The sequence below is a fragment of the Prosthecobacter sp. genome (assembly GCF_020439865.1).
Taxonomy (GTDB): Bacteria; Verrucomicrobiota; Verrucomicrobiia; order Verrucomicrobiales; family Verrucomicrobiaceae; genus Prosthecobacter.
In genome coordinates this window covers 1-15962 of record NZ_JAGRPF010000037.1, presented here as the reverse complement: position 1 = coordinate 15962, position 15962 = coordinate 1, and the positions used below count along the sequence as shown (strand labels likewise).

The window sequence follows — 15962 nt, the reverse complement described above, 5'->3', positions numbered from 1 at the left end:
GATCTCGCACCCGTGCTCATGCGGGCGAAGGCGGACAGCGACCTCACGAAGCGTGAGAACTGGACCTTCGCCAGCGAGCTGGTGTTTGAGGACATTCCTGAGTCGCGCCTGCCGAATGCCTTCGGCCTGCCGTTTCATCCGATGGACCCAAAGAAGGTGACCTTCCTCGTGCCGCCAAAGGGGCGAGGCATCGCGCCGCTCGGCTGGTGTGAGACGAACGTGGTGCAGTTTACCGATCCCGATCATGTGTGGTTCGATCCTGAGGGCAAAACCTTCCATCTCTGGATGCGGGCGCACACCGGCATGACGAACTACGCCGCGATCGCGCAGGTGCATGAAAACGACGACGGCAGCATGACCACCTCGCTGGTGAAATCGCCCGCAGGCACGCCGATGCTCTACGCTCCGTGTCCGGGCGGGCAGATGCGCTTTCATGTGCTGTGGGATGAGCAGACGAAGCTCTTCTGGCTGCTGGGATCGCAGTCCACCGACTCGACGATCCGCCCCGAACGCATGCCAAAAGAACGCTGGGGCCTGCCGGACAACGAGCGCCAGCGCCTCGTGCTGCATTTCTCGAAGAACATGATCGACTGGTGCTTCGCCGGACTCGTCGCCAAAGGTGACTCGCCGAAGGAGTCCCGCCACTACGCCGCCATGTGCATCGATGGTGCTGATTTGTGCATCGTGAGCCGCAGCGGCGACGAACACGCGCACTCCGCACACAACGGCAATTTGATCACCTTCCACCGCGTTCCCAACTTCCGCGCCCTTGTTTATTGAATCATGAAACACGCATCCATCCTCGTCTCGTCACTCCTCATTTGGGTTTCGTCATTGTCGGCGCAGCCGATGAACGTGCTCTTCATCGCATCCGATGATCTGCGCAACGATCTCGGCTGCTACGGTCATCCGATCGTGAAGACGCCGAATCTCGACCGTCTAGCCAAACGCGGACTCATGTTCAACAACGCCTACTGCCAGCAGGCGGTGTGCAATCCGTCACGCGCTTCGATCATGACCGGGCGCAGGCTTGATTCTCTTCAGGTGTGGGATCTCGCCACGCATTTCCGCACGCACGCGCCCGACGCGGTGACGCTGCCGCAGCACTTCATGAAGGCCGGTTACTTCACCCAGAACATCGGCAAGATCTTCCACAACTGGATTCACGAAATCCACGGCGATCCGGCCTCGTGGAGCGTGCCCGCGCAGATGCACTTTGCCAATCACGGTGCGGACAAGCCCGAGGTGAAGGGGCCTGTTCCGCCCAGCAGTGCCGTCGATCCGAAATGTGAATGCCGCGCCGTGCCGGATGAAGCCTACTTCGACGGACGCGTGGCCAAACTGGCCGTGGAAGCGCTGGAGCAGCGCAAAGCGGAGGCGAAGCCGTTTTTCCTCGCCGTCGGTTTCTGGAAGCCTCACTCGCCCTTCAACGCACCGAAGAAATACTGGGACCTGTATCGCCGCGAGGACATCGCGATGCCCAAGAATCCCGAATGGCCGAAGGACGCGCCGCGCATCGCCTGGCATGACAGCCGTGAAATCCTCGGTTCAGGACCGAAGGCGCGCAAGGTCACCGCGGACAACATTCGCGAGATGCGGCACGGCTACCTCGCGAACATCAGCTACATGGACGCGCAAATCGGCAAGGTGCTCGATGCGCTCGACCGGCTCGGTCTGACCGACAACACCGTCATCGTCTTCTGGTCCGACCACGGCTATCACCTCGGCGAGCAGACCTTGTTTGCCAAGACTTCCAACTTCGAACTCGACGCCCGCGTGCCCATGATCATCGCCACACCGCAGATGAAAACTGCGGGTAAGACCACGAGTTCGCTCGCCGAACTGATGGATCTCTATCCCACGCTCGCCGAAGTCTGCGACCTGCCCAAGCCGACGACCACCGACGGCGTCAGCCTCGCGCCCATTCTCACCGATCCTGCCGCCACCGTTCGTGAAGCCGCGCTCACGCAGCACTCGCGGCCCGCCTACTACGACCGCGAACCGGAAAAAGTGCCGACGCACATGGGCTATACGATCCGCACGGCCACGCATCGCTACACCGAGTGGCGCAACTGGAAGACCGGAGAAACCACCGACCGCGAACTCTATGATCATGTGAACGATCCCGACGAAACGGTGAACCTCGCCGGGCACGCGGATCAAAAGGACGTGCTGGAAAACCACGCAGCGCTGCTCGGCAAAATGAACCCGGTCTGCAAGCCCGGATGGAAACCCCTGCTGCCACCCGTTCCTTGAGCCGGCCATGAACACCCGCCCCTTCCTTCTCCTGCTCTCCTGCCTCACGCTTCCACTCGAGGCACAGGATGCGCTTCCAAAAACCGCCGAGACTTTCGAGATCGACGGTCACAAGGCCGTCGTCTATGCCGCGCCGAAACCTGCCGACGGCAAATCTTGGCTGTGGTATGCGCCCACGCTGAACGGCGGCATCTCGCTTGCCGGACGGAAGATGTATTTCGAAGCCTTCATGAAGGCGGGCATCAGCATCGCAGGCTACGATCTTGGCGAGGTGCGCGGCTCACCGGCCAGCACGGCGAAGTTCACGTTGTTCTACGATGCGATGGTGAAGCGCGGCTTCTCTCCCAAGCCGATCCTGCTCGGCCAGAGTCGTGGTGGCATGATGACGCTCGCTTGGGCTTTCCGAAATCCCGACAAGGTGAAGGCATGGGTGGGCATCTATCCCGTCTGCAGTCTCGCCAGCTGGCCGCTGACACGATCCGAGGCGCTCACGCTGAAGGATTTTGCCATGAGCAAAGACGAACTGGTGAACCGCTTGAAGGAGTTCAATCCCATCGACAACCTGCAGGGCCTTCTGGCGAACAAGGTGCCCATGTTCGTCGTGCATGGGGACTCCGATGTCGTGGTGCCGTATGACGACAACACCAAGGTGGTGAAGGAACGCTACGAAGCCGGCGGTGGCTCGATCCAGGTGAAGATCATTCCCGGTGAAGGGCACAAAGTCGGCCCGTCCTTTTTCGAATGCCAGGAGCTGGTCGATTTCGTCCTGAAACTGCCGTGAAATCACTTGGCCTGCTTCTGCTTTTCTCCGTCCCCTGTGTGGCGGAGCCGCATCTGCCACCGGGCACGAAGGCGCTGCCGTCGGCTGCGGAAAATGGACGCGGGCCGCTGGCGCTGGTGAATCTGAACCACCATGTTCTGGGACATGCGCGATTGTTTGGCGGGAAGGAGCCGGATTTGTTCGTAGCGGGTTATGGCGGACCGCAGGCGGTGCATTTGTTTCGTTGGGTGGACACGGCGGAGAGCGGCGCGCCGGTGTTTGCGGAGCCGGTGATCGTGAAATGTGCGTTCAAAGACAAAGGCAACGTGTTTCAGCGGAAGGATGGCGCGATCATCGGACTTTGGATCGACAAGGAGGAACTGGTCACGACGGAGTTTGATCGTGAGAAGCTGGAGTTTCGCGAAACGAAACGCGTGAAACTGCCGAAGGCGGTGAAGTCGCCCTCCAGTCTCGGTGTGATCATGAACGGCGATGGCTACGACCTCACCTTCGAAATCTCGAACGGCGCCAAAACCTTGGAGCGCAGCCCGAACACGGAGGAATGGCGGCCGTTCAACTCGTCGGGCATCGCAATGGGCGAGCTTCGCTATCGCTACCTCGTCGGCTTGCCGGCGAAGGGCGACGCGGCGCAGATCACGAAGACGAAGAACGAAGTGTATTACTCCATGCACGGTATCACGAGTGTGAATCTCGGAACCGGGCATGAGCGTGATCTGATCACGGGGTCTCGGCAGGGCAATCTGGTGTTTTATCACAACAAAGCGGCGAGCGGCTTTGATTTCGAAGCGAAGCGGCTCGTCGCAGGCGAGGATGGAAATGCGCTGCGGCATCCGAGCATCAACCCCAGCGTGTCGGCGTATCCGGGCGGCCTGATCGCGTGCGGCGAGGGCTCGCTGTATTTTTATCGATTCACCGGCAAGTGGGCGGCCACCGGCGCGCCGGTGTTTGCGGTGCCGGTTTCGGTGTTGCAGGAGAACGCGGATCTCTACGCGGGCACGCTGCCCTCACCGACGACGGTGGACTGGAACGGCGACGGCGTGCTGGACATCCTTGCGGGCAATTCGGAGGGCTTTGTGCTCTTCTTTGAAAACATCGGCAGCAATGACGAGCCGAAATTTTTGCCTGCGATGCGTGTGCCGGCCGGTGGTCATGAGATTCAGGTTCAAGCGGGCTACTCGGGAAGTTTGCAGGGCTTGCAGGAAGCACGCTGGGGCTATCTCTCGCCGAATGCGATCGACTGGAATGGCGACGGCACGCTCGATCTGATCACCGGTGACATCACGGGCGATTACCTCATCTATTTGAACCGCGGCACGAAGACGGAGCCAAAGCTCGATGCTGCGCACCCGCTTTACTGCGACGGCATCGATCTGCACGGCATGTGGCGCTGTCGTCCGGCGGTGGCGAAGATCGGCGGGCGCATCGCACTCGTCATCGTCGATGGAAACGATCACTTTCATCTCTACTGGCGGGTCGACGACTACAACGTCGAAGACGGCGGCAAGCTGAAGCTCGATGACGGCACATTCATCGGCACCAGCGGTGGCGTGGGCGGCATGAGCGGACGCTGCAAACTCGATCTGTTTGACTGGAACCAGGACGGTCGGCTGGACTTCGTCATCGGCACCGGGCGTGTTGTTTCGATTCCTGATCGCGAAACGGGTTATCCGATGGCCGCGCTCGGTCAGAATCCCGTCGTTGGCGGCCTGATCGGCAGCCTCGTGGACAAGGCGCTGCCGGTGAAGCTCAAGAAAACCCTCGGCACACCACTGCTGATGCTGAACACCGGCACGAACGAAAAGATGAAGTTCGCACGCCCGCTGGTCTTCCGCGATGCCGACGATCTCGTCATCCAGCCCGGCGGTGCGCACGAAACCGGCGCCGTGGGCACGATGCTCGGCAAAGACGGGCCAAACCTCCTCATCTGCAACGAGGCCGGGCGGCTGTTTTTGATCCCGGGGAAGACGCTGAAGACGACGCCGTAGCGATTACTTCACCGCCTTGGCAAAACCGGCCTCGGTGCGCGCCAGTTCCGCCTTCATCGCATCACGGAGTTTGACGATACGGTCCGCGTGCTGGGGATCGGCGATGAGGTTTTTGAGTTCCTCAGGATCGTTTTTGAGGTCGTAGAGTTCCTCGCCGGATTTGCCGTCGAGGTAGTGGACGAACTTGAATTTGTCCTGAACGAGGGCGGAGTAGAGTGGCACGCCGTGATTGCTGTCCTGCTTGGCGCCAGTGAGGATGGTCTGAGTAACCTTGGAGCCATACTCATTGCCCATGTTCTCGTAGTAGCAGGCGTGCGGCCATGGCGCGTCCGGCTTTTCGAAGAGCGGGGTGAGATCGCGACCGTGAACCGGCCAGGGCACTTTCACGCCGGTGAGAGCGAGGAAGGTGGCGACGAGATCAGGGCCGTTGACGGACACATCGCAGAACTGTCCCGTGGCGAAGCGTGACGGCATGCTGACGATGAACGGCGAGCGGTAGTTCGCATCGTAGGGCGCGAGTTTGGTGCGGAAGCCGTGCTCGCCCATCGCGAAGCCCTGGTCCGCGGTGTAAATGACGAGCGTGTTGTCATACTGGCCGGTCTCCTTCAGGGCGGCGATCAACTGGCCGACACCTTCATCGATGGCGGGAACACACTCGTTCACCTGGCGCACCCAGTCGTCGAAACGCTGGGCTTTCTTGGCCTTGGCGTTTTTGCCCGCAACGGGCTGGCCGTCTTCTCCTTTCGTCCAGGCCTGGGTGCCGTTCAGGTAGTCGGGCTTGCCTTCGCGCGGCGGGAAGATGTCGGCAGGAACAGGCACCTCCTCGCCCTTGTAGCCGCCCTTGTGACGTTTCGCCGGTGTGGAGGGACCATGAATGCTGCCGTAGCAGAGCCACAGATACCACGGCTTTGTGGCATCGCGGTTTTTGCCACGAATGTAATCAAGCGACCACTGCGTGTAGTTGTCCGCCGGATAGCCTTCGATGGTCTGCTCCTTGCCGTCGATGCTGGTGATCTGGGTCTGGTAATAGGCGCCGGCATTGTCCTGATGCAGCGGACGATTCCACACAATCTGATGATCCCAGTCGCGACCCCACCCAGAATCGGTGCCGGTGTGCCATTTGCCGATGTGCGCGGTTTGATACCCCTGCTGCCGCATCTGCGCTGGAACAAAGGGGCACTGCTTTGGATCGTAGGTGCTGCCCGGATAGACGCCCTCCATGGACATCGACTCAATGCCATGCGGATGACGGCCCGTGAGCATCGTGGCACGCGAAGGCATGCACCAGGAGCCGAGATAGGCGGCGTGAAAACGAACGCCGTTCTTCGCCAGCGCATCGATGTTTGGTGTCTTCACCCACGGCCACGCCTCGGGATAGCAGGCGACGGTTTTCGTCGATTGATCGTCGGCGTAGATGAAGAGGATGTTCGGGCGCTTCGCATCAGCCGCGAAGGTTTGCAGCGCGAACACGCCGAACAGGAGCAGGACGAAAGCTTTCATGGTCCGCCGTTAACGTCGCACCACGGGACGATGTAGCCGCAAAGCGGCGCGAATCACGCGGCGTTGCCCTGCGAAGGCGGAGGCAGCTTGGCCACCGGCGGACGCGGCACGCCGGAAGGCGGCTTCGCGCCTGGAGGCATGGGTGGCCTGGCGACAGGTTTTGACACCGGAGCGGAAGGCGGGCGGGCGAGCGGTTTGGACACCACACCGGCAGGAGGAGGTGGTGCCGGCTTTGCACCTGGCACAGGAGGGGGTGTCGCTCCAGCCACGGGTGGCGGTGGTACCGCCGCAGAAACAGCAGATGGTGATTTCGCACCCGGCACGGGCGGCGGAGCTGCCACAGGAGGCGGCGCCGAAGGCCTGACAATCGACGAGAGAACGGATGGCGGTGGCGGCGCGAGCACCTGCTTCGGCGCATGGGCCTTCTGAATCATCTCCCAAAGCCTGACGCCACGGAGCAGCGGATGCGTGCGAAGAGCTGCGAGCACGTTTTCCTTTGTCGCCGGCGGTTCGGTGCTGAGCTGCTCGTAGGAGCCCTCACGTTGGGCGGCGAGCATGCGGCCAAGCGCCCCCAGGAGCGCGGCTTCAGAGGCGGGAATGTGATGAAAAATGTTCTTCGCCTTGAATCCTGTCAGCAGTTCCATCGTGAGCTGGCCTGACACAGGCGCCACATCGTGACGCAGCAGAAGGGTGTCTCCTCCGGCGTCCTTGATGCGTTCCAGCACGGCGATGAAGCTGCCGCGCATGGCATTGCAGGTGACAATGCGAATCTTGCCGCCACCCCATTCGAACCAGCGGTCGGCCCCGTCGAAATTCTCGTAGCCCTTGCGCATGTCTCCCTCGATGATCGTGACGGGTGGCGCGACCATGAGCTCGATCAGATCGCGAGCGCGCTCACCGAGATCGATGGCACTCGGCGAGGCGGTCTCTCCCTTCGCGGCGTCGACGGCCTCCTGAAGCAGTGCGTCGATTTTTTCCGCGAGCGGTGTTTTGGAAACTGCCGGCGTGACAGGAGCCGGTGGAGGGGCGGCCTCGGCCGGCACCGAAGGTGCAACCGGAATGGCAGCCACCGCCGATGCATCTTTGTCATCTTCCACCACGGAAACAGCCACGGGAACAGCAGCCGCGGCCGGTTGTGGCGGCGCCGAAGGCACCGAGGCGGGCGCCGTAACGGCGGCGGCCACGACTGCCTGCGGAGATGCTGCCGGACCTGTGCGCATGGCGTACACCTCCGCGGCAGCGGCGAGCAGATGACGTGGAAAAATCGCCCCGCCAGCAGTGAGCCGGGTCACGTCTTCCTCCAGCAATGGATGGATCGACGAAGTGATGCCATCCTTCTTCCGCTGCTCGACGAGCGCCGGTGTTTCAAGCCTGCAGCTAAGCAGCAGGCGCTTCTGCTCGTTCGCCACCGGCAGCATGTCGATGACCGGAAGGCGGAAACCGAGCGGCGCGTTTGAATCCGGCACACCCACGCGGCCACGCAGAGCCTGCGAGAGCGAGGCATCCCACGCGGCAAAACGTTCGGCCACGAGGCCGATCAGCACGACCCAGTTTTCACTCTGGTCGATCAGCGAAAAGAGCAGGCGCTGCATCTCGTCAAACTGCGGCGCCATGGTGATCAGATCGAGCTGATCAAGCACCAGCACCACAGGGGAGCCCGCCTGAGCGGCCAGCTTGCCAAACAACTGAATGACGACCGCCATCTCAGAACGAGAGAGAGGTTCGGGAACTCCGAGATACTTCAATTCGTTTTCCGTGAGGTAGGCGGCGCCGGAAAGCCACTGGGCGGCGAGGTGTTCCTTGTCCTCACGCAGGATGTTAAGCAGGCAGCGCAGCACGCTGCGCGGCACCATGGGATGGTCGGCCTCCAGAAGCTGGACCGCCTGGTGGATCATCTCCTTTCGCGTCTCGAGCCCGATCTCGGCCCATGCTTCATGAAGCTGGGGAAAGGTGAAGTCCTGCTCCACCACTGGCTTCAGCAGGGCATACGCCAGCAGTCGCAGCTGGCTGTAGGGCGCCTCCCGGCCTTCGGCGTTGCGTGCCGGGTGACGCAGACTGCTGACGAACCGCGCAAGGATGAAGTTTTCAAGCGCCTCCGGCTGCAGCGGCGGGTTCGGCGCATACGCATAAAAAATGCTGTCGGCACACTCGCGGCGCAGCCGCGCAAAGAGATGGGACTTCCCTGAACCACCCGCGCCACGGACGAATCGCACCTGGCTGCGGTGCTGCGACCGCACCTGGTCCACGGCGATCCGCAGGGCCCCGAATGGAACGGAATGAATGTAAGGCACATCCAGAAACGTGCTGGCGTTCCATAAGTCGTTTTCGCCCACACTGGTGGACAAGAAGGGATTCAGGGCAGCATAGGAGGCCATGGTCTAGGGAGCAGTTCGGGATTCGGAAGAGGGAGGGACGGGCTCAGGAGAGCCAGCACCAAGAGTAACCGGGAGGACCGAGAGACATCGGAACAAGCAGGGCGCGCTCTTGTTCCGGAAGGTCTTGCGGCCTTTCACAAGGTTCTAGCAGGATGCTCCCAGCGTTGTAAAGCGTCTCAATCAAATTTCGTAAAACCTGACTATCAGCAGTCCCTCCAAGTTCCGCGGCCCAGGACTGGTAACGCTCGAACGTCCGCGGAATCGGAATCATCATGGTGGAGGATCGGGCCCGGTCGAGATCATACCAGCCGCGCAGGTCGGCCTCCTCTGGGATGATCACAGATGGAGCCTGAAGGATGTCTAGCGCCACCACCGGCTCCTCATCCAACCAGGCGATCACATCAGCCAGGGTGACGGCCCTTGCTCGGGCCGCGTTCGCCACGTCGAGGATCTTCTGCAGGGCACGCCGCTGCACGGCGCTGAGGAGTTCCGAAGGCTTTGGCCTGCGCGCACACACCAGTTGGTGGGCGCCTGGCAGGACAAAAGCATCCCCCTCGCCCACGAGCTGCCCAAGAGCCGTTTCGAAGTGAGTTTGCAGCGCCGCCGGTAGCTTGGATTTTAATTTGGCCGCCGGCTGCTCCTTCTTCGAAGCCTGAATGCACTGCTTGAGCCACGCCACCGTGACCGCCTCCAGGCCGTGTGTGGTGAAAAATGGTGGCACGGCACCTGCCACAATGCGGTTCAGCCTGCCCGCCGCCGACATCAACTCCAGCGCGGCAGCCACCGCCTTCGGTGTGGCCGTCCGGCCGATCATTGGTTTGGCAAGCTTCGCAACGGCCGCGGCTTTCAACGGCAGCTCGCTGCGGTTCAAAACATCCTGGATGGCATCTTCGAGGGTCATGGGGCTTCAGTGTCGGATGGATTGGATCTGCCGGTCCAGCCAGCGGGCAACATCATTAACGACCTCCTCGCGCTGCACGTCATGAAGTAGCAGATGATAAGAGCGGGTGTACCACAGCAGTTTTTTGTCCCGGCTGCGCATTTGAGCAAAGAGCGACTGGATTTGATCGGCGGAAGAAAGCACATCGTTCGGCGAAGCCACGAAGAGCACCGGCATTTTCAGCCGACGAGCAGCCTCCGCATTCTCATCCAGCATGGCACCGATGGTCGTCAGCAGACGCAGTGAAAAAGCGCTGACATGATGAGGCGTCACGGCCATCTGGCCTCCATGCGTCGAGTGCGAAGTGACCTTGATCTTCGACTCGTCCACTCCGGCCAGTTCACCCAGCGTGTAGCGCGTGCGCGGTGAAAGCTTCGCGGCTGTTTCGAGCAGGAAACGCTGGAAACCGCTGATCGTCTGCCGCAGGCCCGCCACAGGCGACGCCAGGATGATCGCCTGCGGGTCGCTCCGGTTTCCCAGCAGATCCGCCGCCGTGTGCAGCGCGATGAGACTGCCCAAGCTCTCGCCATACCAAAACACCGGCTTCTTCGGATGCCTCCGTTTCACCAGCGCATGAAACGTGGCCAGATCGCGCTGCCACACCTTCTCACCAGAGATGTCGCCGCGCTCCACCACCACAGGATCATTGCCCTGCCCTCGCAGGTCATACGCATACACGGCATAGCCGCGCTTCGGCAGCTGGTCACCGAGATACCAGAAGTCGGACTTCGCCCCGCTCAAGCCGTGCACGGCAATCACCACGCCTTTCGTGGTCACGCCGTCCGGCGCCGGCCACGACTTCCATGGCATTGTTTTGCCATCGTAGCTCACCCAGTCATCTGCACACAGCACGGCACGTCCACTCATCGGCTTGATCGACGAGCAGGCCGTCAACAGCAGCGCCAGCATGAACACGAACGGCTTCATGACTCGCCCAACGCCTCCACGGCCGCTTCGATGAACCGCACCTGCGCACGCACCCGCCTGTCGAGATCAAACTCTGACGGCGTCTCAAACGTCATCGTCACCGGACATCCGCGCACATGCAGTTCGATCGCCTCCGGCATCCCGGGAAGATGCGTCGGCATCGTGCGACGGCGGATCACACCTCCTCGGGCGCGCTGCCCGTCGATGTTGGTCCGCGGATCCGGCGCGATGACTCGTGAACATTTGTCGATGACGTCGTGTCCCTTCGTCTGTCGCGCGTGATTGAGCTCATAGAGGTAAATGCCTTGCGCATCGTAGTCTTCATGCAGGCACAGGCCAAAACGCATCGCCTTGCCCGTGATCCAGCGTTGCCATGGTCCGCAGATCGCATCTTCCGCATCGTGGAAGCGCCGGTTGATGTCGATTCCACGATGATCTGCGCGGGTGTTCAATGTCAAACCCACGGGATTTAAACAAGGCGCGATCAGAAACGATCCGCTCTTCAACTCCCGAGCATGCTTCTCCGCCCACATCAGCAATCCCCAGGCTGAGCCCGGCTCATCACCGTGCACACCAGAAGAAAGATACGCCGCCGGCGCACCAGACTGCGCCGCGGCTGACTCGATCACGATCACCGGCAGTCCGTCCACCGTGCACAGCGTCCGCACCTTGCATCCGGTCTCACGCGCCAGCATGCGCCAGCGTTGGATGAGATGCCGCGCGTCATGCGCGCGATGATGGGGGAGCAGCTTCACACGCTGAGAATGGCCGGGCTTCGCCATTCGTCATTCGGATTTCACCGGTTTGTCGCCCGGCATGAGCCGCAACGTTCCCCACTGCTTCAAATTCGTGCGCTTGCCTCTCTCACCCGTGAACCAGTCTTCGTGATGAAAATTCCCGAAGTTCCCGGCGCCATTCTCCTTCTCGTCCAAATCACCCACCGCGATGTTCAGGCCCATCTTCACCTCGTGATCGCCGGGAGTGAAGAACTTGCCGGGCGCGATCTCCAGACACGGATCAAAACTCACCGCCCACTCGATGATGTAACCCTTCCCTTCGGGTAATACCTTCGCCGCCGCCTGCATCGCACCTGTTTTGATCCAGCGCTGATACGTCTCCCACGCCTTCGCATCCGAACGTGGCTCGCCTTCCAGCAGACCGCCTTTCCCCACACCGCCGAGACGTGACTTCGTTAGATTGCACACCATCTGCCACGAGGAACCGTCACCAGACGCGTTCTCATCGCCCTTCCATTGATTCGACGCATTGATGAGCAGTTCCATCTCGTCGCCGAACCACGGCCAGCCTTCACGTGTCAGCTCATGCGCCTTCGGATTCTTCTCAGACAGCCAGCGTGAGGTGTCGATGCCATAGAGCACATCGTCCTTTACCCGAAACGCGAAGTAGAGCCGCTTCGCGTCGAACTTCACCCATCCGACGAGCGACAGATCGTCCGCGTCTGTCGTCGGCGAAAACTGCGGCGTCCATCCCTTCACACCTTCAAATCTCACCGCGTCATCCCACTCGCCTGCGCTGATCACGCCATCGATCTTCGGTGTCGTGCCGCGATACGCCTGCAACTCGCGCGGCCACTCGCCGGCCATCACGTTCATCGACAGGATCAAACTCAGCGCCACCCACTTCATGCGTCATTCCTTCGCCTTCTTCTTTTTCTTCGCCTTCCCGGGCTTCGTCGCTCCTTCGTTCTTGGCCACTTCCTCCGGCTCAGGAATGCGCCCCTGGTCGTTCGTTTGTTCAATCCAGGTGTTCAACACCCCCTTCAATCGCTCCTTCGCCGCACGATCCTCCGGCTTGTTTGACTTGGCGAGGTTGCGAATCTCGAACGGATCGTTTTGCAAATCATAGAGTTCCTCCTCCGACATCGTCGGTGCGGCCAGCACGGCCTGCTCCGGCGTCAGCTTGTCCTGCGCCGCGAGTTCCTTGATCAGGTTCCACACGGGATACTGCTTCTCCTTGTAGGCGTTGAATTGAAGGAAAGGCCGGTCAGGCGTGAAGTTGCGAATGTAGCGATACCGCGCATCCGCCACCGTACGGAAGCGAAACACCGTCATGTCACATCGATCCCGCGCGCCAAACACATACTCGCGCGGTGGATCCGCATGGTCGCCCATGAACACCTGTCCCTGCATGCCTTGTGGCTTCGCAATGCCAGCCCAGTCCAGTGACGTCGCGGTCAAATCAATCGCCATCAGCAACTTGTCGCTCACCTTGCCCGCCTCGTAACCCTTCGGCGCAGGCACGCCGGACGGCCAACTCAGGATGAAAGGCGTGTTCAGTCCTTCCTCGTAGCAGAACTGCTTTCCCCGCACGTGCGCTGCGCCGTGGTCGCCGAAGAAGCAGATCACCGTGTTCTCCATCAGACCGTCACGCTTCAGCAACTCCATCACCTTGCCGATCTTCCTATCCAGCTCCGTCGCCGCATCGAGATACTGCGCCCAGTCTTTTCGCGTCACTTCGTGATCGGGATAATACGGCGGGATCTCCACCTTCGCCGGATCGGCGTGCTCCGGCGCATGAAAGCTGCGGTGCGTCTCCTGAAAATTCACCTGCGCATAAAACGGCTGACGCGATTTCAGATCGTCCCACTTCGACGAATCGAACGGCCTGAACGGCATGGCGAAGTTCCAGTCGGTCTTGCCGCTGCCTTTGAAGCCGGCCTCCTCCGGCATTTCCTTCACGTTCACAGTAAAGTATCCCGCCTCGCGCATGCGCTCGCTGATCAGCCTCACTCCGGAGGGAAGCGTGTAGCCGTCATCGCGATGCGAACGATGATTGTGCGCGCCGATCGTCGTCTGATACATCCCGGTGTTGAAGGCCGACCGGCTCGCCGAGCACACCGGTGCCGTCGTGTAAAACCGCGTGAAGCGCATCCCCTTCGCCGCCAGCGCGTCCAGCACCGGGGAAGACACCTCCTTCGTCCCATAGCATCCCAAATGCGGTCCGAAGTCCTCCGCAATCAGCCACAGGATGTTCGGCCGCTTCTCCTTGGCATGTAGCGTGACTGCAAGCACCAGGGAGAAAACGAGAAATGCACGAATCATGCCGCCAGCATGCTCGAAACGGTCGTCTGGAAGCAAGAACGGAATTGAGAATCTCCGAGCTGCCTCACTTCACCGGTTTGCCCATGCCATCCACCGGATCGACAATCGTCACCCGGTCACGGCCCGCCATTTCGATCAAGTCCGGCAGGTCGTAGTGCCGCAGCACGCCGTGCACCGTGTTCACGAGCTGGTCGAAAGTTTCGTCAGCCAGCATGAGCGACTGCCAGGATGGAATCATCCGGCGAAGCGTGATCGAATGAAACACCTCACGATTCAACGCAGCGGCATGCAACGCAGGAATCGCCGCCTCACCCACCGCCACGAGCTGCACCTCCGCCGCTTTCGTTTTCAAGAAGCGCGCCCAGCGCCGCACGTCATCGGTCCGCATGCCGACGTAGCTCCGGCCCATGAGGTAGGCCGTGAGCGTCTCCAGATTGTCGCGGCCAAACCGCCCGGCGCCGAAACCTCGCTTCCGCAAACCGGTCTCCGTCTCGCCAATGCCTCGCAATTCGGCGGCGAGCACCGCAAAGCCCTGCTTCACCAGCGCGTCGATAGGACCTCCAGGCGAAGCATCCTCCTTCATGCTGGTGCCGTGGAGATAGAGCACCGCTTTGCCGTTGGGCTTCCGCGGTTCAAACAGCAGTGCGGGAAGCTGCAGGCCGGCCTCCGCATTCAGGACAAGCTTCTGAAGCACGCCGCCGTCGCGTTCCAGCCTGCCGACTGCTTCAACCTTCGCCTCTGGCAGAGCACCTAAAGCTCGTGCGCCAATCGTTTCTCTGACAACCTGCCTCTTCAGAATCTCATTGAACTCTTTCCATTTTTTGACTCGCTTGGCCTCCAACGCGGCCGCCTTCTCCGCATTGATCTGAAACACGGAGCGCTCGCCGGGCATGAGCATCACCTGCCCCTTGGGCGTGCACTGCAACTGTTCCTGCGTCCAGTCCGGATGGTTGTAGTCGCGCAACTGCTCGTCGGTCAGCGTGTCGGGCAGCGATTCCACCTCGCGAATCACCACGTCCTTGCCGAGAAGCCAGCGGCTCATGAAGCGCGCCACGGCTTCGCGCAGTTGAATCGTAAATCCATGCGGAGCATCCGGCGCGACGATGTCCATGCGCTCCGCAAAGCCGAGACGCGAGTAGAAGCGCTTCGCATCACGGAACACGTCCATCGTTCCATCGAAATCGAACGTCGCATCGCGGGTCCCCGCACAGATCAGCGTGGGCCGTGGCGCCCGCATGATGCAGTAGTCCGCCTCGTCCATGCCAAAGGCGATCTGCCCAAAGATGTTCTGCTCACCATCCTGCGGCCCTTTGGTGTCGATCAGCTTGCGGAACGTCGTCAGGTAGCAACCCGGCGCCGCTGCGACGATGCGGTCATCCAGCGCCATCAAGTACGCCGTCTCCGTGCCGCCGCCCGAGTTCCCCGTGCAGCCGATCTTGTCCGCGATGATGTCCGGCCGGCTTTGCAAGTAGTCGATGACACGCATGCCGTCCCAGATGCGAAACTGCGCCACGTTCGCGCCGATCAACGCGCTGCTGATGCCCATCATCGTGTGCTCCGTCGTGCACATCAGTCGCACGTTCGGATGCGGAACCGGCACGTGCGCCGCATCGTCAAACGCCTTTCGTTCCTGCGCGACGTCCAGGATCTGATATCGCTCGCCCTGGCCGACGGGATCGTAGCACATCGCCGCGAGGCCGTTTCGCGCCAGCAAGATCGACGCACGCTGATACTGTCCCACCGCCTTGCCATCGTGGCTGTGTCCGCACGGCACCAGCACCGCCGGCCATGGGCCCGGCGTCTCCGGCAGATACAGATTCCCCGTCACATGAAATCCCGGCCGGCTCTCGAAAAGGATCTTCTCCACGCGATACCCCTTCCCCTGCAAGGCGCCCACCACCTGCGCCTTCAGCGGCGTCCGCTCTGGCAGACCACCGATTCTCCCGAGAAAGAACGACTTGGATTCAGCCTGCCAGGCCCGCATTGCCTCACCGCTCTTGATCATCTTTTCAAACGCCTCGCTCCGCCGGTCCACCATCCGGTAAAACTCCTGCTTCAACCACACCTCAAGCTGCTGATCAGGTTCGATCCCCTCCGGCGTCGCCTTCAAGACCGTCAAATCTTCCGTCGCATGAG

At 61.3% G+C, this 15962-nt stretch carries 10 protein-coding genes and 2 pseudogenes; 4 read left to right on the top strand and 8 right to left on the bottom strand.

Annotation, left to right across the window (positions count from 1 at the left end; all coding sequences use genetic code 11):
* The 4 genes and pseudogenes from KDL09_RS03785 to KDL09_RS03770 form a co-directional block, all read left to right on the top strand.
* Nucleotides 1-780: pseudogene (locus KDL09_RS03785) on the top strand (exo-alpha-sialidase); the annotation flags it as partial.
* A 3-nt stretch (nucleotides 781-783) separates the two neighbouring features.
* Nucleotides 784-2256, top strand: coding sequence for a sulfatase (locus KDL09_RS03780; RefSeq protein ID WP_294381517.1), 1473 nt, complete (start codon nucleotides 784-786; stop codon nucleotides 2254-2256).
* A gap of 7 nt (nucleotides 2257-2263) precedes the next feature.
* Nucleotides 2264-3037, top strand: coding sequence for a prolyl oligopeptidase family serine peptidase (locus KDL09_RS03775; protein WP_294381515.1), 774 nt, complete (start codon nucleotides 2264-2266; stop codon nucleotides 3035-3037).
* Nucleotides 3034-5022, top strand: a complete 1989-nt coding sequence (locus tag KDL09_RS03770; RefSeq protein WP_294381512.1) for a VCBS repeat-containing protein — start codon at nucleotides 3034-3036, stop codon at nucleotides 5020-5022. Before KDL09_RS03775 ends, KDL09_RS03770 begins: the two co-directional genes overlap by 4 nt.
* 3 nt (nucleotides 5023-5025) lie before the next feature.
* Here KDL09_RS03770 and KDL09_RS03765 read toward each other — a convergent pair whose 3' ends face one another.
* From KDL09_RS03765 to KDL09_RS03730, 8 genes and pseudogenes are all read right to left on the bottom strand, one after another.
* Entirely contained in the window at nucleotides 5026-6522 is a 1497-nt protein-coding gene (locus tag KDL09_RS03765; RefSeq protein ID WP_294381509.1) for a sulfatase-like hydrolase/transferase, read from the bottom strand.
* 53 nt (nucleotides 6523-6575) lie between these two features.
* A complete protein-coding gene (locus tag KDL09_RS03760) occupies nucleotides 6576-8897 on the bottom strand; it encodes a hypothetical protein (protein ID WP_294381507.1) in 2322 nt (773 codons plus the stop codon).
* A 43-nt stretch (nucleotides 8898-8940) separates the two neighbouring features.
* The gene (locus tag KDL09_RS03755) at nucleotides 8941-9798 is read right to left on the bottom strand and encodes a hypothetical protein (RefSeq protein WP_294381505.1); all 858 of its coding nucleotides are present in this window, start codon (nucleotides 9796-9798) and stop codon (nucleotides 8941-8943) included.
* A gap of 6 nt (nucleotides 9799-9804) precedes the next feature.
* Nucleotides 9805-10764 carry an alpha/beta fold hydrolase gene (locus KDL09_RS03750; protein WP_294381502.1) on the bottom strand — a complete coding sequence of 320 codons (960 nt, stop codon included), beginning with the start codon at nucleotides 10762-10764 and terminating at the stop codon, nucleotides 9805-9807.
* Nucleotides 10761-11519 (bottom strand): M14 family metallocarboxypeptidase, encoded by a 759-nt coding sequence (locus KDL09_RS03745; RefSeq protein ID WP_294381499.1) that lies wholly within the window; start codon nucleotides 11517-11519, stop codon nucleotides 10761-10763. The genes KDL09_RS03750 and KDL09_RS03745 overlap by 4 nt, the downstream gene beginning before the upstream one ends.
* A gap of 30 nt (nucleotides 11520-11549) precedes the next feature.
* Complete coding sequence (locus KDL09_RS03740) at nucleotides 11550-12410, bottom strand: hypothetical protein (protein WP_294381497.1); 861 nt, start codon at nucleotides 12408-12410, stop codon at nucleotides 11550-11552.
* Between the two features lie 3 nt (nucleotides 12411-12413).
* Nucleotides 12414-13826 carry a sulfatase gene (locus KDL09_RS03735; protein WP_294381494.1) on the bottom strand — a complete coding sequence of 471 codons (1413 nt, stop codon included), beginning with the start codon at nucleotides 13824-13826 and terminating at the stop codon, nucleotides 12414-12416.
* Nucleotides 13827-13890: 64 nt separating this feature from the next.
* Nucleotides 13891-15962 (bottom strand): annotated as a pseudogene (locus KDL09_RS03730) (metalloendopeptidase); the annotation flags it as partial.